The 14,472-nt window shown below is 68.1% G+C and carries 17 protein-coding genes; 2 read left to right on the top strand and 15 right to left on the bottom strand.

Annotated features, from left to right (window positions below; all coding sequences use genetic code 11):
- Positions 1-12: 12 nt before the first annotated feature.
- Positions 13-1,290 (bottom strand): isocitrate lyase, encoded by a 1,278-nt coding sequence (aceA, locus tag ACOZBP_RS14975; protein ID WP_422677119.1) that lies wholly within the window; start codon positions 1,288-1,290, stop codon positions 13-15.
- A 155-nt stretch (positions 1,291-1,445) separates the two neighbouring features.
- Here aceA and ACOZBP_RS14970 point away from each other — a divergent pair, with 155 nt between their 5' ends.
- On the top strand, positions 1,446-2,891 hold the full coding sequence (locus ACOZBP_RS14970; protein ID WP_422677118.1) for a helix-turn-helix domain-containing protein: 1,446 nt from the start codon (positions 1,446-1,448) through the stop codon (positions 2,889-2,891).
- A gap of 177 nt (positions 2,892-3,068) precedes the next feature.
- Here the strand turns inward: ACOZBP_RS14970 and ACOZBP_RS14965 are convergent, their stop codons facing one another.
- The 3 genes from ACOZBP_RS14965 to ACOZBP_RS14955 form a co-directional block, all read right to left on the bottom strand.
- Entirely contained in the window at positions 3,069-3,902 is an 834-nt protein-coding gene (locus ACOZBP_RS14965) for a hypothetical protein (RefSeq protein ID WP_422677117.1), read from the bottom strand.
- Positions 3,903-3,979: 77 nt separating this feature from the next.
- Positions 3,980-5,446 carry a hypothetical protein gene (locus ACOZBP_RS14960; RefSeq protein WP_422677115.1) on the bottom strand — a complete coding sequence of 489 codons (1,467 nt, stop codon included), beginning with the start codon at positions 5,444-5,446 and terminating at the stop codon, positions 3,980-3,982.
- Positions 5,447-5,481: 35 nt separating this feature from the next.
- Complete coding sequence (locus ACOZBP_RS14955) at positions 5,482-6,471, bottom strand: helix-turn-helix transcriptional regulator (protein ID WP_422677114.1); 990 nt, start codon at positions 6,469-6,471, stop codon at positions 5,482-5,484.
- Between the two features lie 94 nt (positions 6,472-6,565).
- Between ACOZBP_RS14955 and ACOZBP_RS14950 the strand changes: the two genes are divergently transcribed.
- Entirely contained in the window at positions 6,566-6,817 is a 252-nt protein-coding gene (locus tag ACOZBP_RS14950) for a hypothetical protein (protein WP_422677113.1), read from the top strand.
- A gap of 3 nt (positions 6,818-6,820) precedes the next feature.
- Here ACOZBP_RS14950 and ACOZBP_RS14945 read toward each other — a convergent pair whose 3' ends face one another.
- The 11 genes from ACOZBP_RS14945 to ACOZBP_RS14895 form a co-directional block, all read right to left on the bottom strand.
- Positions 6,821-8,272 carry an amidohydrolase family protein gene (locus ACOZBP_RS14945; RefSeq protein WP_422677112.1) on the bottom strand — a complete coding sequence of 484 codons (1,452 nt, stop codon included), beginning with the start codon at positions 8,270-8,272 and terminating at the stop codon, positions 6,821-6,823.
- Positions 8,273-8,291: 19 nt separating this feature from the next.
- Entirely contained in the window at positions 8,292-8,729 is a 438-nt protein-coding gene (locus tag ACOZBP_RS14940; RefSeq protein ID WP_422677111.1) for a DUF1801 domain-containing protein, read from the bottom strand.
- Positions 8,722-9,132, bottom strand: coding sequence for a cupin domain-containing protein (locus ACOZBP_RS14935; RefSeq protein ID WP_422677110.1), 411 nt, complete (start codon positions 9,130-9,132; stop codon positions 8,722-8,724). Before ACOZBP_RS14935 ends, ACOZBP_RS14940 begins: the two co-directional genes overlap by 8 nt.
- Positions 9,133-9,184: 52 nt before the next feature.
- On the bottom strand, positions 9,185-9,586 hold the full coding sequence (locus ACOZBP_RS14930) for a hypothetical protein (RefSeq protein ID WP_422677109.1): 402 nt from the start codon (positions 9,584-9,586) through the stop codon (positions 9,185-9,187).
- Between the two features lie 44 nt (positions 9,587-9,630).
- Complete coding sequence (locus ACOZBP_RS14925; protein ID WP_422677108.1) at positions 9,631-10,365, bottom strand: hypothetical protein; 735 nt, start codon at positions 10,363-10,365, stop codon at positions 9,631-9,633.
- Positions 10,366-10,431: 66 nt separating this feature from the next.
- Positions 10,432-11,853, bottom strand: a complete 1,422-nt coding sequence (locus ACOZBP_RS14920) for an NAD(P)(+) transhydrogenase (Re/Si-specific) subunit beta (RefSeq protein WP_422677107.1) — start codon at positions 11,851-11,853, stop codon at positions 10,432-10,434.
- 41 nt (positions 11,854-11,894) lie between these two features.
- Positions 11,895-12,272: a hypothetical protein gene (locus tag ACOZBP_RS14915; protein WP_422677106.1), complete on the bottom strand. Its 378-nt coding sequence runs from the start codon at positions 12,270-12,272 to the stop codon at positions 11,895-11,897.
- A gap of 11 nt (positions 12,273-12,283) precedes the next feature.
- Complete coding sequence (locus tag ACOZBP_RS14910) at positions 12,284-12,568, bottom strand: hypothetical protein (protein ID WP_422677104.1); 285 nt, start codon at positions 12,566-12,568, stop codon at positions 12,284-12,286.
- Entirely contained in the window at positions 12,565-12,876 is a 312-nt protein-coding gene (locus tag ACOZBP_RS14905; protein ID WP_422677103.1) for a hypothetical protein, read from the bottom strand. The genes ACOZBP_RS14910 and ACOZBP_RS14905 overlap by 4 nt, the downstream gene beginning before the upstream one ends.
- On the bottom strand, positions 12,876-13,193 hold the full coding sequence (locus ACOZBP_RS14900) for an NAD(P) transhydrogenase subunit alpha (protein WP_422677102.1): 318 nt from the start codon (positions 13,191-13,193) through the stop codon (positions 12,876-12,878). The genes ACOZBP_RS14905 and ACOZBP_RS14900 overlap by 1 nt, the downstream gene beginning before the upstream one ends.
- Positions 13,193-14,326, bottom strand: coding sequence for a Re/Si-specific NAD(P)(+) transhydrogenase subunit alpha (locus ACOZBP_RS14895; protein WP_422677101.1), 1,134 nt, complete (start codon positions 14,324-14,326; stop codon positions 13,193-13,195). Before ACOZBP_RS14895 ends, ACOZBP_RS14900 begins: the two co-directional genes overlap by 1 nt.
- Between the last annotated feature and the right edge of the window lie 146 nt (positions 14,327-14,472).

Raw genomic sequence — 14,472 nt, 5'->3', positions numbered from 1 at the left:
GTCATTCCTTTCCTAAGCGGCGTGGAACTGGGCGGTTTCGGTGGAGTCTTTCAGGGCCGTGGTCGAGGACTGGCCGTTCGAGATCACCGTGGCGACCTGATCGAAATAGCCGGTGCCGACTTCGCGCTGGTGGCGGGTGGCGGTGTAGCCGGCGGCCTCGTTCGAGAACTCGCGCTGCTGCAGCTCGGAATAGGCCGCCATGCCGCGATCGCGGTAGCCGTCGGCCAGCTCGAACATCGAATTATTCAGGCTGTGGAAGCCCGCCAGGGTCACGAACTGGAACTTATAGCCCATGGCCCCCAGCTCGCGCTGGAACTTGGCGATGGTGGCGTCGTCCAGCTTGGCCTTCCAGTTGAAGGAGGGCGAGCAGTTATAGGCCATCAGCTTGCCCGGATGCTCCTTCTGGATCGCCTCGGCGAACTTCTTGGCGTCGTCCAGATCGGGGTGCGAGGTCTCCCACCACAGCAGGTCGGCGATGTTGGCGTAGGACAGGCCGCGCGCGATGCAGTGGTCCAGGCCGGTGCCCTCCTTCAGGCGGAAGAAGCCCTCGGGCGTGCGGTTTTCGCGGTCGATGAAGGGCTGGTCGCGCTCGTCGATGTCGGAGGTGATCAGTTGGGCGCTCTCGGCGTCGGTGCGGGCGACCGTGATGGTCGGCGTGCCCATGACGTCGGCGGCCAGACGGGCCGCGACCAGGTTGCGGATATGCGCCTGGGTCGGGATCAGGACCTTGCCGCCCAGGTGGCCGCACTTCTTCTCCGACGCCAGTTGGTCCTCGAAATGGACGCCGGCAGCGCCCGCCTCGATGAAGGCCTTCATGATCTCGAAGCTGTTCAGCGGCCCGCCGAAGCCGGCCTCGGCGTCGGCGACGATGGGGGCGAACCACTCGCGCTTGGCGCCGCCCTCGGCGTGCTCGATCTGGTCGGCGCGTTGCAGGGTGCGGTTGATGCGACGGCACAGTTCCGGCGCGGCGTTGGCCGGATACAGCGACTGGTCGGGATACATGGCCCCGGCGGTGTTTGCGTCGGCGGCGACCTGCCAGCCCGACAGGTAGATGGCCTTCAGACCGGCGCGGACCATCTGCATCGCCTGATTGCCGGTGACGGCGCCCAGGGCGTTGATGAAGGGCTCGGTGTGCAGCAGTTCCCACAGGCGGTTGGCGCCGCGCTCGGCCAGGGTGTGGGTGACCGGCACCGAGCCGCGCAGGCGCAGGACGTCCTCCGGCGCATAGGGGCGTTCGATGCCGTCGAAACGGCCGGCGGGCGAAGGAACCAGATCGGCGAAGGTCGTCATGTTCGTCTCGGTCTCGATAAGGCGCGGCCGCAGCCGCTGTCCCGAAGACCCAAACACGCCGCCGTCATGATTGACACAGCCGCACCCCCATCATTCAAGTCAAACAGTCACGTCATGACACTTGCCATTCAGTCATATCGTGACATCATCGCGCCATGAACGCCGCCGCTGATCGCAAACTCTTCCTCGGCGGCCGCCTGAAAAGGCTGAGACGCGACCTCGGCCTGTCGCAGACGGCCATGGCGGGCGACCTGGGCGTCTCACCCTCCTATCTGAACCATATCGAGCGCAACCAGCGCCCCGTCTCGGCCCAGCTGCTGCTGCGTCTGGCCGAGACCTATGACGTGGACCTGAGGAACCTGGGCCAGTCCGGCGGCCCGGCGTCCGAGGCCGAACTGGCCGAAGCCTTCGCCGACCCCCTGTTCCAGGGCCTGGCCGTGCCGCGCCACGAGATCGTGCAACTGGCCGAGGACCAGCCCGCCGCCGCCGACGCCATCCTGCGGCTCTATCGCGCCTTTTCCGACCGGCGCGTGCGCGACCGGGCCGAGGCCGAGGTCGCCGGCGCCGCCTCCCCCGCTGACAGCCCGTCCGAATGGGTGCGCGAATATATCCAGGCGCACCACAACCACGTCCCCGAACTCGACGCCTTGGGCGAGACCCTGCACGAGGCCCTTCGCGCCGAGGCCTCATCGCCCGACGAAGGCTTCGAGGCCCTGGCCCGCGCGCGGCTGTTCGCCCGCCACGGCCTGACGGTCCGCACCCTGCCCGCCGAGGTCATGGTCGAATGGACCCGCCGCTTTGACCCGCACCGGGGCCGGCTGCTGCTGTCCGAAACCCTTGGCCCGTCGTCGCGCGCCTTCGCCGTCGCCTGCCAGCTGGCCCTGATGGAGCATGGCGCCGAGCTGCAGGCCCTGACCGAAGCGGCCAACGCCCCCGATGGCCCGACCCGCAACCTTCTGAAGACCTCGCTGACCAACAGCCTGGCCGCCGCCATCCTGATGCCCTACGCCGCCTTCCAGCGCACGGCGGAAGAGACCGGCTATGATCTGGCCCGGCTGCAGGCCCGCTTCGGCGTCGGCTTTGAACAGGCCGCGCACCGCCTGACGACGCTTTCCCGGCCAACGGCCAGAGGCGTGCCCTTCTTCCTGATGCGGGTCGATCAGGCGGGCAATGTGTCGAAACGCTATGCCTCGGGCGCCTTTCCCTTCTCACGCTTCGGCGGGTCCTGCCCGCGCTGGCGGCTGCATTCCGCCTTCCGCACGCCGGGCCGCATCGTCACCCAGATCATCGAGACGCCAGGCCAGGATGGAAAAGAGGGATCGCGCTGGTTCACCCTGGCCCGCACCGTCGACCGGCAGGGTCAGGACGCCTTTACCGAGGGCCAGGACCTGGCCATCGGCCTGGGCTGCGAACTGAAACACGCCCACCGCCTGATCTATGCCCGCGGCCTGGACCTCCAGAAGCCCGAGGTCACGCCGATCGGTCCGGCCTGTCGCCTGTGCGAACGCCACCCCTGCGCCGAACGCGCCGCGCCGCCGGTCGGGCGGGCGCTGACGGTGGACGACTGGTCGAAGTCGGTCAGTCCATATCCGTTTGCCTGAGATGCCCTTCTCCCCCTGAGGGAGAAGGGCATCTCAGGGCCAGATGAGGGGTGTCGGCGCAGCCGGTAGATTCTATGTCGATCCAACCTGACAGCCAGCATCGGATAGGCGCCGCACACACCCCTCATCCGTCAGGCTTCGCCTGCCGCCTTCTCCCCCAAGGGGAGAAGGGAGATTTCAGTGCGCCAACAACAGGGCCACCGGGCTTTCCGTGATCAGGGTCTGGGTCACGCCGCCGAAGATCCACTGCCGCATCCGCGCATGGCCCCAGGCGCCGCTGACGATGGCGCCGGCCTTCATCTCTGCGGCGCAGTCCAGCAGACGGCGGCCCGTCGCCCGGTCGTCGTGGGCGCGAACGTCGGCCTCGGCCTTGACGCCATGACGCTTCAACCAGGCGGCGACGTCGGCGGTGCGCAGCCGCGCGCCGTCCATGTCCTCGGGATCGCAGAGTTCCAGCACCCGCACGCTTTCAGCCTCGCGCAGCAGGGGAATGGCGGCGACGGCGGCCAGACGGCTTTCGCGGCCGTCGGTCCAGGCCAGCAAGACCGGGGCGCCGACCACCGACCGCGCCGGGTTCGGCGGCACAATCAGGACGGAGCGTCCGGCTCGCATGGCCAGATCCGCCGGATGCGGCGCGCGCCACCCGCTGGCGTTGGCTGCATCGCGCCCGACGATCAGCACGTCGGCGGCGCGGGCGTGCCTGACCAGAAGGCTGGTCGGATCGCCCACGTCGGCGCGCCATTCGCAGCCCACGCCCGCGCGGGTGGCGACCTCGCGGAAGCGGTCCTCCGCCCCCTTCAGCGCGCTCTCAGCGCGTTCGTGCTGGGCCGTCAGCACCTCGCCCAGAAGGATGCCCGCGCCGTAGGCGTCAGCCAGCGGCGTTTCCGGCGCGCAGGCCGAAACCCCGATCAGGTGCGCCCCATGCGCCTTGGCCAGGGTGCAAGCCTGCTCGATCCGCTGGGTGTTATCGGCTTCGTCATCGACATAGACGATCAGGCTGGACCAGGTCATGACGACCTCCTCTCGTTCCAGAACGATAGAACGCCTGAGCCAGGGTTCGGTCCTTGATCCCGATCAAATAACGGCGATCAGATCAGCACGACATTCCCGTTCTCGACCCGGTGGGGAACGCCGGTCTTGCGGAACAGGCTGGCGATCTCGGCCGCCGGATCGCCCACCCCCTGATCCAGCATCCGGTCGATGGTCTGCGCCAATGACGGGTCGCCAGACACCCGGGTCAGGGCCTCCAGCCATTCGGCGCGGCTCAAAACGCCGTCCTCGCGGTTGTCGGCCAGAACCGGGCGCAGGAAGTCGAACCAGTCCCCGTCGCGCCGCTTCTGCGCGCCCTCCGCCGTCATCGCGAAGACCGCGCCGCAGGCATAGTAGGCGCGGTGCTCGCCCCGGTCGCCCGCCTCAGCCACCGGCTTGTTGCGGGACAGGGCGATGCAGTCATCGACCTCGGTCTGGAGCTCTGCGCGATCGTCGTAGGCCGGGTCCAGGGCCTTGAGCGCCCGCACGGCCATCAAATCGGCCCCGCCCTCGGTGATCCAGGCGTCGCGCGCGAACTCATATCGAACCGCCTGGCCCAGCCAGAAGTGCGCGCTTTCGTGGCCGATGAACCAGCGGGAGCGTTCCAGCACCTCAGGGCTGGGGTTCAAGACGCCGACGCCCTCGAACTTCATGACGATCAGACCGGGCAGGACGCTGCCGCCCATGCTGGACAGACGCTCGGTCGGGCCATTCCAGCTGACCATGACGGTCGAGGTCTCGCTGCCCACGCCCGGCGCGCCGAGACGGCGCAGGTAGTAGTCGCCGACATGGGGGGCGAAGCTGCGGATCTCCTCGCCGATCCACGGCGGCAGATTGGGGTCAATGACCGTGGTCAGGCCCCTGCCTGGCGTCACCCGCGCCTGCCCCAGCAGGACGTAGGAGCGCTCGCCGGTCGTGGTCAGGTTGGCGCGACGCTCGCCGTTGAACAGCACCGGCCCGGCCGTGTCCCGCCAGGTCACCGTGGAGGCGCCGCCTTCCAGATCAACGCCGTTCAGATCAGCCGGCATGGCCTCGGCCGCCGCGACAGATGGCAGGGCGAAAACGTCGAACTGGCGGGTCGGCAGGGCCACGGCGCCGTCGGAGAAGGTCAGGGTGCCGTATTCCGCCTCCAGATAGACCGCCCTGGGCTTGAGCGAGAAACGGACGTGACGGGGCACAGGGCCGCCATCCAGAGTGCGGATCACGTCGTAGTGGCCATGCCGCTCCATGACGACGCCGGGCGTCTCGACCGTCCACTGGGTCGGACGCCAGGGCTGACGCACGTCGGTCATCAGAGCCGAGTCCATGAAGGCCCAGACCGGCGCCTCCCTGTTGAAGACATAGTCCGCCGTCCAGCGGTCGCCGTCGCGCGTGACCTCGACGACCGGCGCAGCCCGCCTATCCCACGTTCCGGGGGGCAAGGGCGTGGCGGCGCAGGCGCCCAGCAGGGCGGCGGCCAGAAAGGTCGAGGCGGCGAAGAATTTTAGACGCAAAGGTAGAAACTCCGGACGGTTCAGCTTCAGCATAGGCGACGCAATGCCGGCGTCAGCTTACTGTTCCCTCATGCTTTGGCCCGTTCGAGGGCGCGGCCCGCCGCCGCCAGTTCGCCGGCCATCACCGCCTTCAGTCGCTGCGGCGCCTCGATGGTCACCTGCTCGCCCCAGCTGAACAGATGCCAGGCCAGTTCCCTCATCCCGGAGGCGCGGAACCGCACCACCACCGAACCATCCGGCTGATCCTCCAGCGTCTGCGTCGGGTGCCAGCGCCAGCCGCGCGCCTCGGTCGCGCCTTCGGGCGTGACGCGCAGCACCACCTCCTCGATCTCGTCCTGATAGATGCCGAAGGACTGGCTGGCGAAGGCCGCCAGATCGAAATCGGCGGGGGGCATGGCCACCCCGTCGCCCGCCTCGACCGAGGTCATCCGATCAAGGCGAAAGGTCTGAATGCGGCCGCTGTCGCGGTCCGCCGCCACCAGATAGTTGGCGCGGCCGAACATGACGCCGCAAGGCGCGACGCTGCGGCTACGCGCCTCGGCCCCCGGTCGCGAATAGATGAAGCCCAGAGGCCGCCCCGCCAGCACCGCCCCGCGGATCTCGGCCAGTACGGATTCGTCCGCCGAGGGACGCGGCCCGGCCTGGACGGCGATGGTCTCTGCCCGCACCAGGGCCTCCAGATCGGGGGCCAGCCGGTTCAGGGTGGTCGAGCGCATCGCCGCCTTCACCTTGCGCTCCAGACCCTCCAGCGCCGCCGCCCGGCCCGCCTCGCCCGCACCGCGCAGGCCCGCCGCCGCCTTGGTCAGTTCCAGCATCTCGGTCGCGGTCGGCGCCTGCTCAAAGGCCGACAGGCCGCCGCGAATGCGCCAGCGCTTGGTCGGGGGGTCCGACACCTCCTCCACCTGCGGGAACAGCATCAGCACCGCATCGCGCATTCGCTCGGCTGTGCGGCGTCCGACGCGCAGTTGCCCCGCCATCTCGTTCAGCGTCAATCCCTCGGCGCTGGCCGCCATTCCGCGCGCCAGGTCGATAACCATCGCCGCCTTGTCGTGCCGCACTGAAACTTCTCCACAGAGATACGTCCGAACCTGACGCAATGCTGCTGCATCCTCTCAACATCAGCAAGAGGCAATCGCTTCAGGAGTTCACGACATGGCCTTCGCCCGCACCGCCGCCCCGACCGTTCAGAAGCCCGCCCGTCCGACCTTCGCCAGCCGTTATATGATCGTGCCCTGCGAAGCCGAAGGGGCATCCGATCTGGCTGTCATCTGGGATCGTCAGGAAGAACAGGTCGTGGACGTCATCTCGGCCTCGGCCAGCAGCCGCTATTCCGACGAAGACGCCCTGTGGGACGAGTTCCACGCCCCCGCCGCCCCGCACGCCGACTGGCGCCTGGCGGCCTGAGCCTCAGCGCGCGGCGGTTTCGCGCGCCGCCACGCGGGCGCGGATCTCGCCGCGCATCCGCTCCAGTTCGCCCGCATCGATCAGCCGTCCGCGCAGCACCACGTCGTGGACCCCGCGCGTGGCGCTGATGTCGGCCAGAGGGTTGGCCTCCAGCACCAGCAGGTCGGCCGACCTGCCTGCCGCCACGGCGCCGTAGCGCTCGCCCTGGTTCAGGAAGCGCGGCCCGTCCACGACCGACCCCATCAAGGCCTCGCGCGGCGTAAGGCCCAGCTTCACATAGAGCGCCATCTCATCGTGCAGCGAGAAGCCCGGATAGTTGAACGAGTTGAGGAAGCCCGCGTCCGTTCCGGTCAGGATGACCACGCCCGCATCACGCAGCATGGGCAGGGTGCGGGCGGTGACATCCTTGACGAAGTGGCGGTCCGCCACCTGCTGCGGCGTGGCCTGGGCCGCGCGCTGGACACGCCAGTCGTAGGTGGCCCGAATGCCCGGCCCGACATAGGCCAGCCCGGCGTCGTGCGAATGGTCGTCCAGATCAAGGTTCGCCAGCGTGGTCGAGCCATAGAGGGTCGGCGACACCGCCGTGCCCAGGTCCCTTAACCGCGCATAGACCCGCCGCGCCGTCTCGACGTCGAAGGTGTCGGCGTAGCGCCGCATGGTCTGGGCATAGGTGTATTTGCCCGCCAGATAGTCGGCGGCGATAGCGGCTTCATCCTTCGAGCCCGCCTTCATGGCGTAGTCGAGGTGTTCGATCGACGACAGACCCGCCTCGGCGGCCTCCAGCACGGTGATGCTGGCCGGGATGTGGGCCGAGGTCTTCATGCCCCGCTTCTTCGCCTCGCGCACCGCGTAGAGGAAGAGCTCGGGCTTCAGGGTGTTGTCGGTGATCTTGACGAAGTCGACGCGCAGGGCCTGAAGGCGATCGAGAGCCGCGTCCACGTCCGCCTCGCTGCCGGTCTCGATCACGCCCTTCCAGACCGGGGCGATGCCTTCGATCTTGGGACCGGAGGTGAAGATGCGCGGGCTGTCGGGCGTCGGCGGGGCGTCCCGCCAGTCCAGCACCTGCTGCGCCAGATCGCCCGCCGCGTCGCGCACCGCGACCACGCCGTTGACGACATAGAGGGGCATCAGCTCGGCGTTCTCCTCGATCAGAGCCTCGCCCCCGCCGAAGTGGACATGCATGTCCCACAGGCCCGGCATGACGTAGCGGTCGCCCAAATCCGCCGTCCGCGTCGCGCGATAGCGGCTGACCTCGCCCTCGGGCAGGACGGCGACGATGTCGCCGCCGCGCACGGCCACCATCTGGTCTTGCGTGACGGTCCCCTTCTCGACATCGACCACCCTGGCCGAGGTCAGCAGCAGGTCGACCGTCTCGACCGGCGTTTCGACGGCGGTCAGCGGCGCCGTGGCGCAGGCGGACAAGAGGGCGGCGGCGGCGATCAGGAAATGGCGCATGGCTTTCGCTATACGCGGGTCAACGCGCGCCGCAAGCCGATCCGGGATAGAGCCGCTGCATCTGGGCCACCGACCATTCACACAGGTCACGCAGTGCGCCCATGTCGATCTGATCCAGACGCTTGATATAGAGGCAGGACACGCTGGTCGCGTGCGGTCCCATCCGGTCCAGCAAATCGGTCTGCGCGGTGAATCCCGGCATGATGTAAACGGTCAGCGCCGCCTTGCGGGGCGAGAAGCCGATGATAGGCCAGTCGGCCGGCTTTTTAGTCGTGTTGACATAGGTGTAGCGGCCGAAGCCGACGATGGACGATCCCCACATCACCGGCGCCTCGCCCGTAACCTCGCGCATCAGGGCGCAGACGGCCAGGGCGTCCTCGCGCCGCCGCGCTGGTTCGACGGCGGCCAGAAAGACCTCGACCGAGGCGTCGGTCGGCTGGGTCTTGGGTTCAGCCATGCGGGGTCTCCACAGCATCCGCCGCCAGACCGGGCGCCGTCGAACAACTGGCCAGGGTCCAGTCGCCCAGACTGCGCAACCTTCGCCACGCGCCCTCCGGCGCCGCCGCCTGCGGACAGTCAGGGCTCAGAACCAGCGGACGCAGGCCCCGATCGGTGACAATCTCCAGCGACAGCGGCGCGCCCATGTAGAAGGCCCAGATCTCGGTCGTGTCGACCAGCCGCCACTCGCCCGCCGCGTCCGCCGTCACCAGACGATAGTCGGTCGAGGCCTCCGACCCGCAGGCCGCCATGCCCGGATCGCGCGCCATGGCCCGGAAATGCCCGCCCTCGGGGTGCGGCGCCAGCGACAGGTTGGCGATGATCTCGTCCGCGCTGAAAACGATCTCCCCCTCCTCCGTCATGGTCGCCCCGCTAGGTGTTTCAGGGCCTTGATGGCGCTGTTCGCGATTGGACTCAACGGCCGGGGACGAAGGGCGGCGCGGACCGCCACTGACCGTCCTCGAAGATGAAATCTCCCCCGCCCCTCCAGGGCGTTGCGGCGGGCCAGCTCGTCCAGCCATAGCCGACGACAGAATAGCGCACGCCGGGTTTAAGCGCCTGCGCCGGGACGTCAGTGACAAACCCGTCAGGTGCCTGCCCATAGACGACCTGCTTCAGCCTGCGGCAGTCGCGGCCATGCGCGCTTACGGTCCAGACAGGCCGCATCATGGCGTTGGCCGTTTCATGAACGGCCAGGCCACCGAGGCAGGCCTTTTCGCGCTTCCCTGGGTCGACGCCGAAGGTCGCCGTCGGATGTTCCAGAGAACCGCCGATGGTCACAGGGATCATGGCCGAGCAGGCGGCCAAGCCGGCCATCGCCGTTACCAGGGCGGCCCCGCTGCGCCAGGCCGCACGCCGCGTCAGCACCGACCGTAGGAGACGTAGCCGACCTCGACCTCGTCGATGCGGACCTTCTCCAGTTCGCGCACGGCCATCTGGTCGAACTCGCTGCTGCAGTTGAATCCGGTGTCGATCACATAGTCCTCCCCTCTCGCCGCCTTGATGGCGTCGCGAATGCGGAAGGAGGCGTCGATGGTGGCGTCGCTGACCATCACGGCCGAGGCGCGGATGCCCGGCGAAACGCGGGGTCCGGCGCTTTCCAGATACACCCACGGATCGGCCGCATTGCCGCACATGGTCAGGCAGTCGGCCTTGAAGTCGGCATTGCCGCGCGCGGCGGCGAACTCGCCCATGGTCAGAGTGATCTTTTGCGGCAGATCATAGGTCTTCAGCGTCGCCAGGGCCTGCGTCGAACAGGCCTGGGTCATCGGCACGGCGTAGCCGACGACTTCCCCGCTCTCAGCGCTGATCCGCACGGTACAGCCGCCGATCTCATAGGTCCGTTCCCTGTCCTGAACCGTGCGGGCCGGTCCCAGTTTGGACTCCAGGTAAGCGATCTGGACGCCCATCATCTGATCAATCAACAGGGCGCCGCCCGCTGCGGAGGCCGGCGTGGCCACAGGCGCGCTCGCCGCCGCAGCGGGGGCCGCAGCCACGTTGGCCCTACCTGCAGCGTTGTCGCCCTGCCCGCAAGCGGCCAGTCCCGCGATGACGCCGAGGGCGGCGGCGGCCTTCAATCCTTGAAATGCAGTCATGATCTCTCCACGGCTCAGGTTAAGCGTCGCAAGCCCATGTGCCGGCAGCGATCAGTCGCTCGCGCCCTAGAGCGACTTCACGATCCCCTCGACCATCTTCTTGGCGTCGGCGAACAGCATCATGGTGTTGTCGCGGAAGAAGAGCTCGTTCTCGACGCCGGCGTAACCTGCGGCCATGCCGCGCTTGATGAAGAGGACGGTGCCCGCCTTCTCCACGTCCAGCACCGGCATGCCGTAGATGGGCGATTGCGGGTCGGTCTTGGCGGCGGGGTTGGTGACGTCGTTGGCGCCGATGACGAAGGCCACGTCGGCGGAGGAGAACTCGGAGTTGATGTCCTCCAACTCGAACACCTCATCGTACGGCACATTGGCCTCGGCCAGCAGGACGTTCATGTGGCCCGGCATCCGGCCCGCGACGGGGTGGATGGCGTACTTCACCTCGACACCCTCCTCCTTCAGCTTGTCGGCCATTTCGCGCAGCGCATGCTGGGCCTGGGCCACGGCCATGCCGTAGCCGGGGACGATGATGACCTTGGAGGCGTTCTTCATGATGAAGGCGGCGTCCTCGGCCGAGCCCTGCTTGACCGGGCGCGTCTCGACCGCGCCCGCGCCGCCGGAGGCGGCGGCGTCACCGCCGCCGAAGCCGCCCAGGATGACGCTGATGAAGCTGCGGTTCATGCCCTTGCACATGATGTAGCTGAGGATGGCGCCCGACGAGCCGACCAGGGCGCCGGTGATGATCAGGGCGATGTTCTCCAGCGTGAAGCCGAGCGCCGCTGCGGCCCAGCCGGAATAGGAGTTCAGCATGGACACCACGACCGGCATGTCAGCGCCGCCGATGGGGATGATCAGGGTCGCGCCGAGGATCAGCGCGATGGCGAAGACGCCCCAGAAGGCCCAGATGGCCGTGCCGCCGGTGCCGATCAACACCCCGATCAGGAAGACCAGACCCAGGGCCAGGCCGATGTTGATCAGGTGCCGCGCCGGCAGCAGGATGGGCGAGCCGCTCATCCGGCCGTCCAGCTTGGCGAAGGCGATGACCGAGCCGGTGAAGGTGATGGCCCCGATGGCGACGCCCAGGCTCAGCTCGACGATCGACAGGGTCTTGATGCCGCCCTCTGCGGTCATGATGCCGAAGGCGTCGGGCGCATAGACGGCGCCGACCGCCACCAGACAGGCGGCCAGGCCGACCAGCGAGTGGAAGGCCGCGACCAGTTGCGGCATGGCCGTCATCGGCACCCGCTTGGCGATCAGCGCGCCTGCGCCCCCGCCGACCGCGACGCCGCCGCCGATCAGGGCCAGGGTCAGCAGGTCCAGCGCGCCGGACGTGCCCAGCGTCAGCAGGGTGACGCCGACGGCCAGACCCATGCCGATCATGCCCAGGCTATTGCCCCGGCGGCTGGTCTCGGGACTGGACAAGCCCCTGAGCGAGAGGATGAACAGGACCCCCGCGGCCAGATAGGCCAGCGCGGCTATGGATGCGTTCATCAGATCCCCTCCCCCAGGGTCATGTCAGTCGGTCATAAAAGTCAGAAAACGTTGATCACGGCCGGCGCGGCGGCGTCGCGCGTGCCCGCAGCGGTGGCCTTGCCGGCCTTGACCAGGGCGACGCCGACGCCGCCCTCGCCGCCGGTCTTGGTCAGGCGGCAACTGCCGTTGTCGCCCGGCAGACGCCCGGCCATACGGCCCGTGCCGGTATGGTTGATACGGTTCATATGGATGCCGCGCATGGTCACGGGCGCAAACTGGCATTGCAGCGCCCAGGTCGCGCCTTCCGGCGCGGCGACGGACCAGTGCAAGCCGCCGTAAGGGTTCTGGCCGACTTCTTCCGTCTTCTGGGCCGAGGCGGCGCCGGATACGGCCACGGCGGCGGTCAGGACGGCGGCGAAAATCAGGGTGGATTTCATCACGATTACTCTTAGGGTTTGGTCAGACTCTGGGTGCGGGACAGCCGCCACAGCGCGGCGGCGATGAACAGCGGCCCGAGGAATATCATGGCCCAGTCGAAGACCGTCAGCTCGCGGTCCTGGATGACGATCCGCGTCAGCACGGCGGCGAAGACAAGCACCACGCCGCAGTCCTGAAACCGCAGCTTGCCGATGGGGTCCTTGACCCGCACCCAGCTCCAGATCCACAGGGCCACGCCCAGACCGGTGACAGCCCAGGAGACGTAGTAGGCGAACAGGGCAGGCGAAAAGATCACGAGGCGGCGGCCCTCCTGGAACCGGAAACCAGAAGAGTCCGCACGACGCGCACGCCATTCCACGCGATGAACAGGGCGAACACGGCCCAGCCTCCGCACGTCAGCCAATCACCCTCCGACCCAGCTCCAACCGACTTCCAAAGGAAGAAGCCCGCGAACAGGGGGTGGAAGAGCAACGCCAAGCCCAGTTCGACACGTCGGCGCGTTTCCGCCGACAGCCTGCCGCCGAGCAAGACCAAGCCCAGGACTAACAGCAGCGCGATCGGGACCGCCGCTGTCAGGACAATGTCCCAGCGAACGCCTTCCATCAGTTTCGCGCCTTCTTCTTGTACATGGCCAGCATCCGTCGCGTGACCATGAAGCCGCCGAAGATGTTGACGCTGGCAAGCGTCACCGCCGCCACGCCCGCGCCCTTGGCGATCCAAGCGTTCGGCCCGGCGGTCTCGGGGCTGAGCGCGGCCGCGGCGATCAGGCCGCCAACGACGATGACGCTGGAAATGGCGTTGGTCACAGCCATCAACGGCGTGTGCAGCGCAGGCGTCACGCTCCACACCACATAATAGCCGACGAAGATCGCCAGCACGAAAATCGCCAGTCGGAAGACGGTGGGATCGACGTGTTCCATCAGCCCTTCACTCCTTCATGCACGACGGCCCCGCCATGCGTTACGACGGCGGCCTTGAGGATTTCGTCCTCCAGATCCAGCGTCACGACGCCTTCCTTCAGCATCAACCCGACGAAGGCGGTCAGGTTGCGCGCATAGAGGGCGCTGGCGTCGGCCGCGATCCGGCCCGGCAGGTTGGTGTAGCCGACGATGGAGACGCCGTTCGCCGTCGTGACGACCTCGCCCGCCTTGGCGCCGGCGACATTGCCGCCCGCCTCGACCGCCAGATCGATCAGGACCGAGCCGGGCTTCATCGACGCCACCTGTTCGGCGCTGACCAGGACCGGCGCCGCGCGACCGGGGATCAGGGCGGTGGTGATGACGATGTCCTGCTTCCTGATGTGTTCGCCGGTCAGAGCGGCCTGCTTGGCCTGGTATTCCGGCGACATCGGCTTGGCGTAACCGCCCGCCGTCTGGGCGTTCTTGAACTCTTCGTCCTCGACGGCCAGGAACTTGGCGCCGAGGCTCTCGACCTGTTCCTTGGTGGCCGGGCGCACGTCGGTGGCGGTGACCACCGCGCCCAGCCGCCGGGCCGTGGCGATGGCCTGCAAGCCCGCGACGCCGACGCCCATGACGAAGACCTTGGCCGGGGCGACCGTGCCCGCCGCCGTCATCATCATCGGGAAGCCCTTGCCGAAGGCGTAGGCCGCCTCGATCACCGCGCGGTAGCCGGCCAGGTTGGCCTGGGACGACAGCACGTCCATGACCTGGGCGCGGGTGATGCGCGGCACGAATTCCATGGCGAAGGCGGTGACGCCGGCGCCTTTCAGCGCATCGACCGTATCCTTTTCGCGATAGGGGTCCAGCATGGCGATGACGATGGCGCCGGGCTTCAGCGCGCTGGTTTCCTGCGCCGTCGGGCCGCGCACCTTCAGCACGATGTCGGCGCCCTCCAGCACCGCACGGGTGTCGGGCTTCACCGTGGCCCCGGCCTCGGCGAAGTCGGCGTCGGGAATGGATGAGCCGATACCCGTCCCGGCCTCGACCGACACGGCTGCGCCAAGCGCGATCAGCTTCTTCACCGTCTCCGGCGTTACAGCGCAACGCGTTTCGCCTTCACGGCGCTCGCGGGTCACGGCGATGGCGACAGCCAAGCGAATCCCTCCCAAATCCCCAAGACAGGAAGGTTAGGACGAAGGCGATCCGGCCGTCAAAGCGCAAATAGCGCTGACTTCTGACAATTTGTTGCCAAGCAGCGAGAGAAACGGGCCAAAGGCGCAATTTTCAACCAGCCTCGCCG

Source organism: Brevundimonas sp. NPDC058933 (assembly GCF_049315965.1).
In the GTDB taxonomy this organism is placed as follows: domain Bacteria; phylum Pseudomonadota; class Alphaproteobacteria; order Caulobacterales; family Caulobacteraceae; genus Brevundimonas.
Note: the sequence above shows the minus strand (reverse complement) of the source record. Positions and strands in the feature narration are given on the sequence as shown.

Coding starts and splice junctions, on each gene's coding strand:
- ACOZBP_RS14940 (WP_422677111.1), bottom strand. CDS start 8,729: ATGGCTGAACCCAAGACCCAGCCGACCGACGCCTCGGTCGAGGTCTTT.
- ACOZBP_RS14925 (WP_422677108.1), bottom strand. CDS start 10,365: ATGACTGCATTTCAAGGATTGAAGGCCGCCGCCGCCCTCGGCGTCATC.
- aceA (WP_422677119.1), bottom strand. CDS start 1,290: ATGACGACCTTCGCCGATCTGGTTCCTTCGCCCGCCGGCCGTTTCGAC.
- ACOZBP_RS14915 (WP_422677106.1), bottom strand. CDS start 12,272: ATGAAATCCACCCTGATTTTCGCCGCCGTCCTGACCGCCGCCGTGGCC.
- ACOZBP_RS14970 (WP_422677118.1), top strand. CDS start 1,446: ATGAACGCCGCCGCTGATCGCAAACTCTTCCTCGGCGGCCGCCTGAAA.
- ACOZBP_RS14905 (WP_422677103.1), bottom strand. CDS start 12,876: ATGGAAGGCGTTCGCTGGGACATTGTCCTGACAGCGGCGGTCCCGATC.
- ACOZBP_RS14945 (WP_422677112.1), bottom strand. CDS start 8,272: ATGCGCCATTTCCTGATCGCCGCCGCCGCCCTCTTGTCCGCCTGCGCC.
- ACOZBP_RS14930 (WP_422677109.1), bottom strand. CDS start 9,586: ATGGCCGGCTTGGCCGCCTGCTCGGCCATGATCCCTGTGACCATCGGC.
- ACOZBP_RS14900 (WP_422677102.1), bottom strand. CDS start 13,193: ATGGAACACGTCGATCCCACCGTCTTCCGACTGGCGATTTTCGTGCTG.
- ACOZBP_RS14965 (WP_422677117.1), bottom strand. CDS start 3,902: ATGACCTGGTCCAGCCTGATCGTCTATGTCGATGACGAAGCCGATAAC.
- ACOZBP_RS14935 (WP_422677110.1), bottom strand. CDS start 9,132: ATGACGGAGGAGGGGGAGATCGTTTTCAGCGCGGACGAGATCATCGCC.
- ACOZBP_RS14950 (WP_422677113.1), top strand. CDS start 6,566: ATGGCCTTCGCCCGCACCGCCGCCCCGACCGTTCAGAAGCCCGCCCGT.
- ACOZBP_RS14920 (WP_422677107.1), bottom strand. CDS start 11,853: ATGAACGCATCCATAGCCGCGCTGGCCTATCTGGCCGCGGGGGTCCTG.
- ACOZBP_RS14960 (WP_422677115.1), bottom strand. CDS start 5,446: ATGCTGAAGCTGAACCGTCCGGAGTTTCTACCTTTGCGTCTAAAATTC.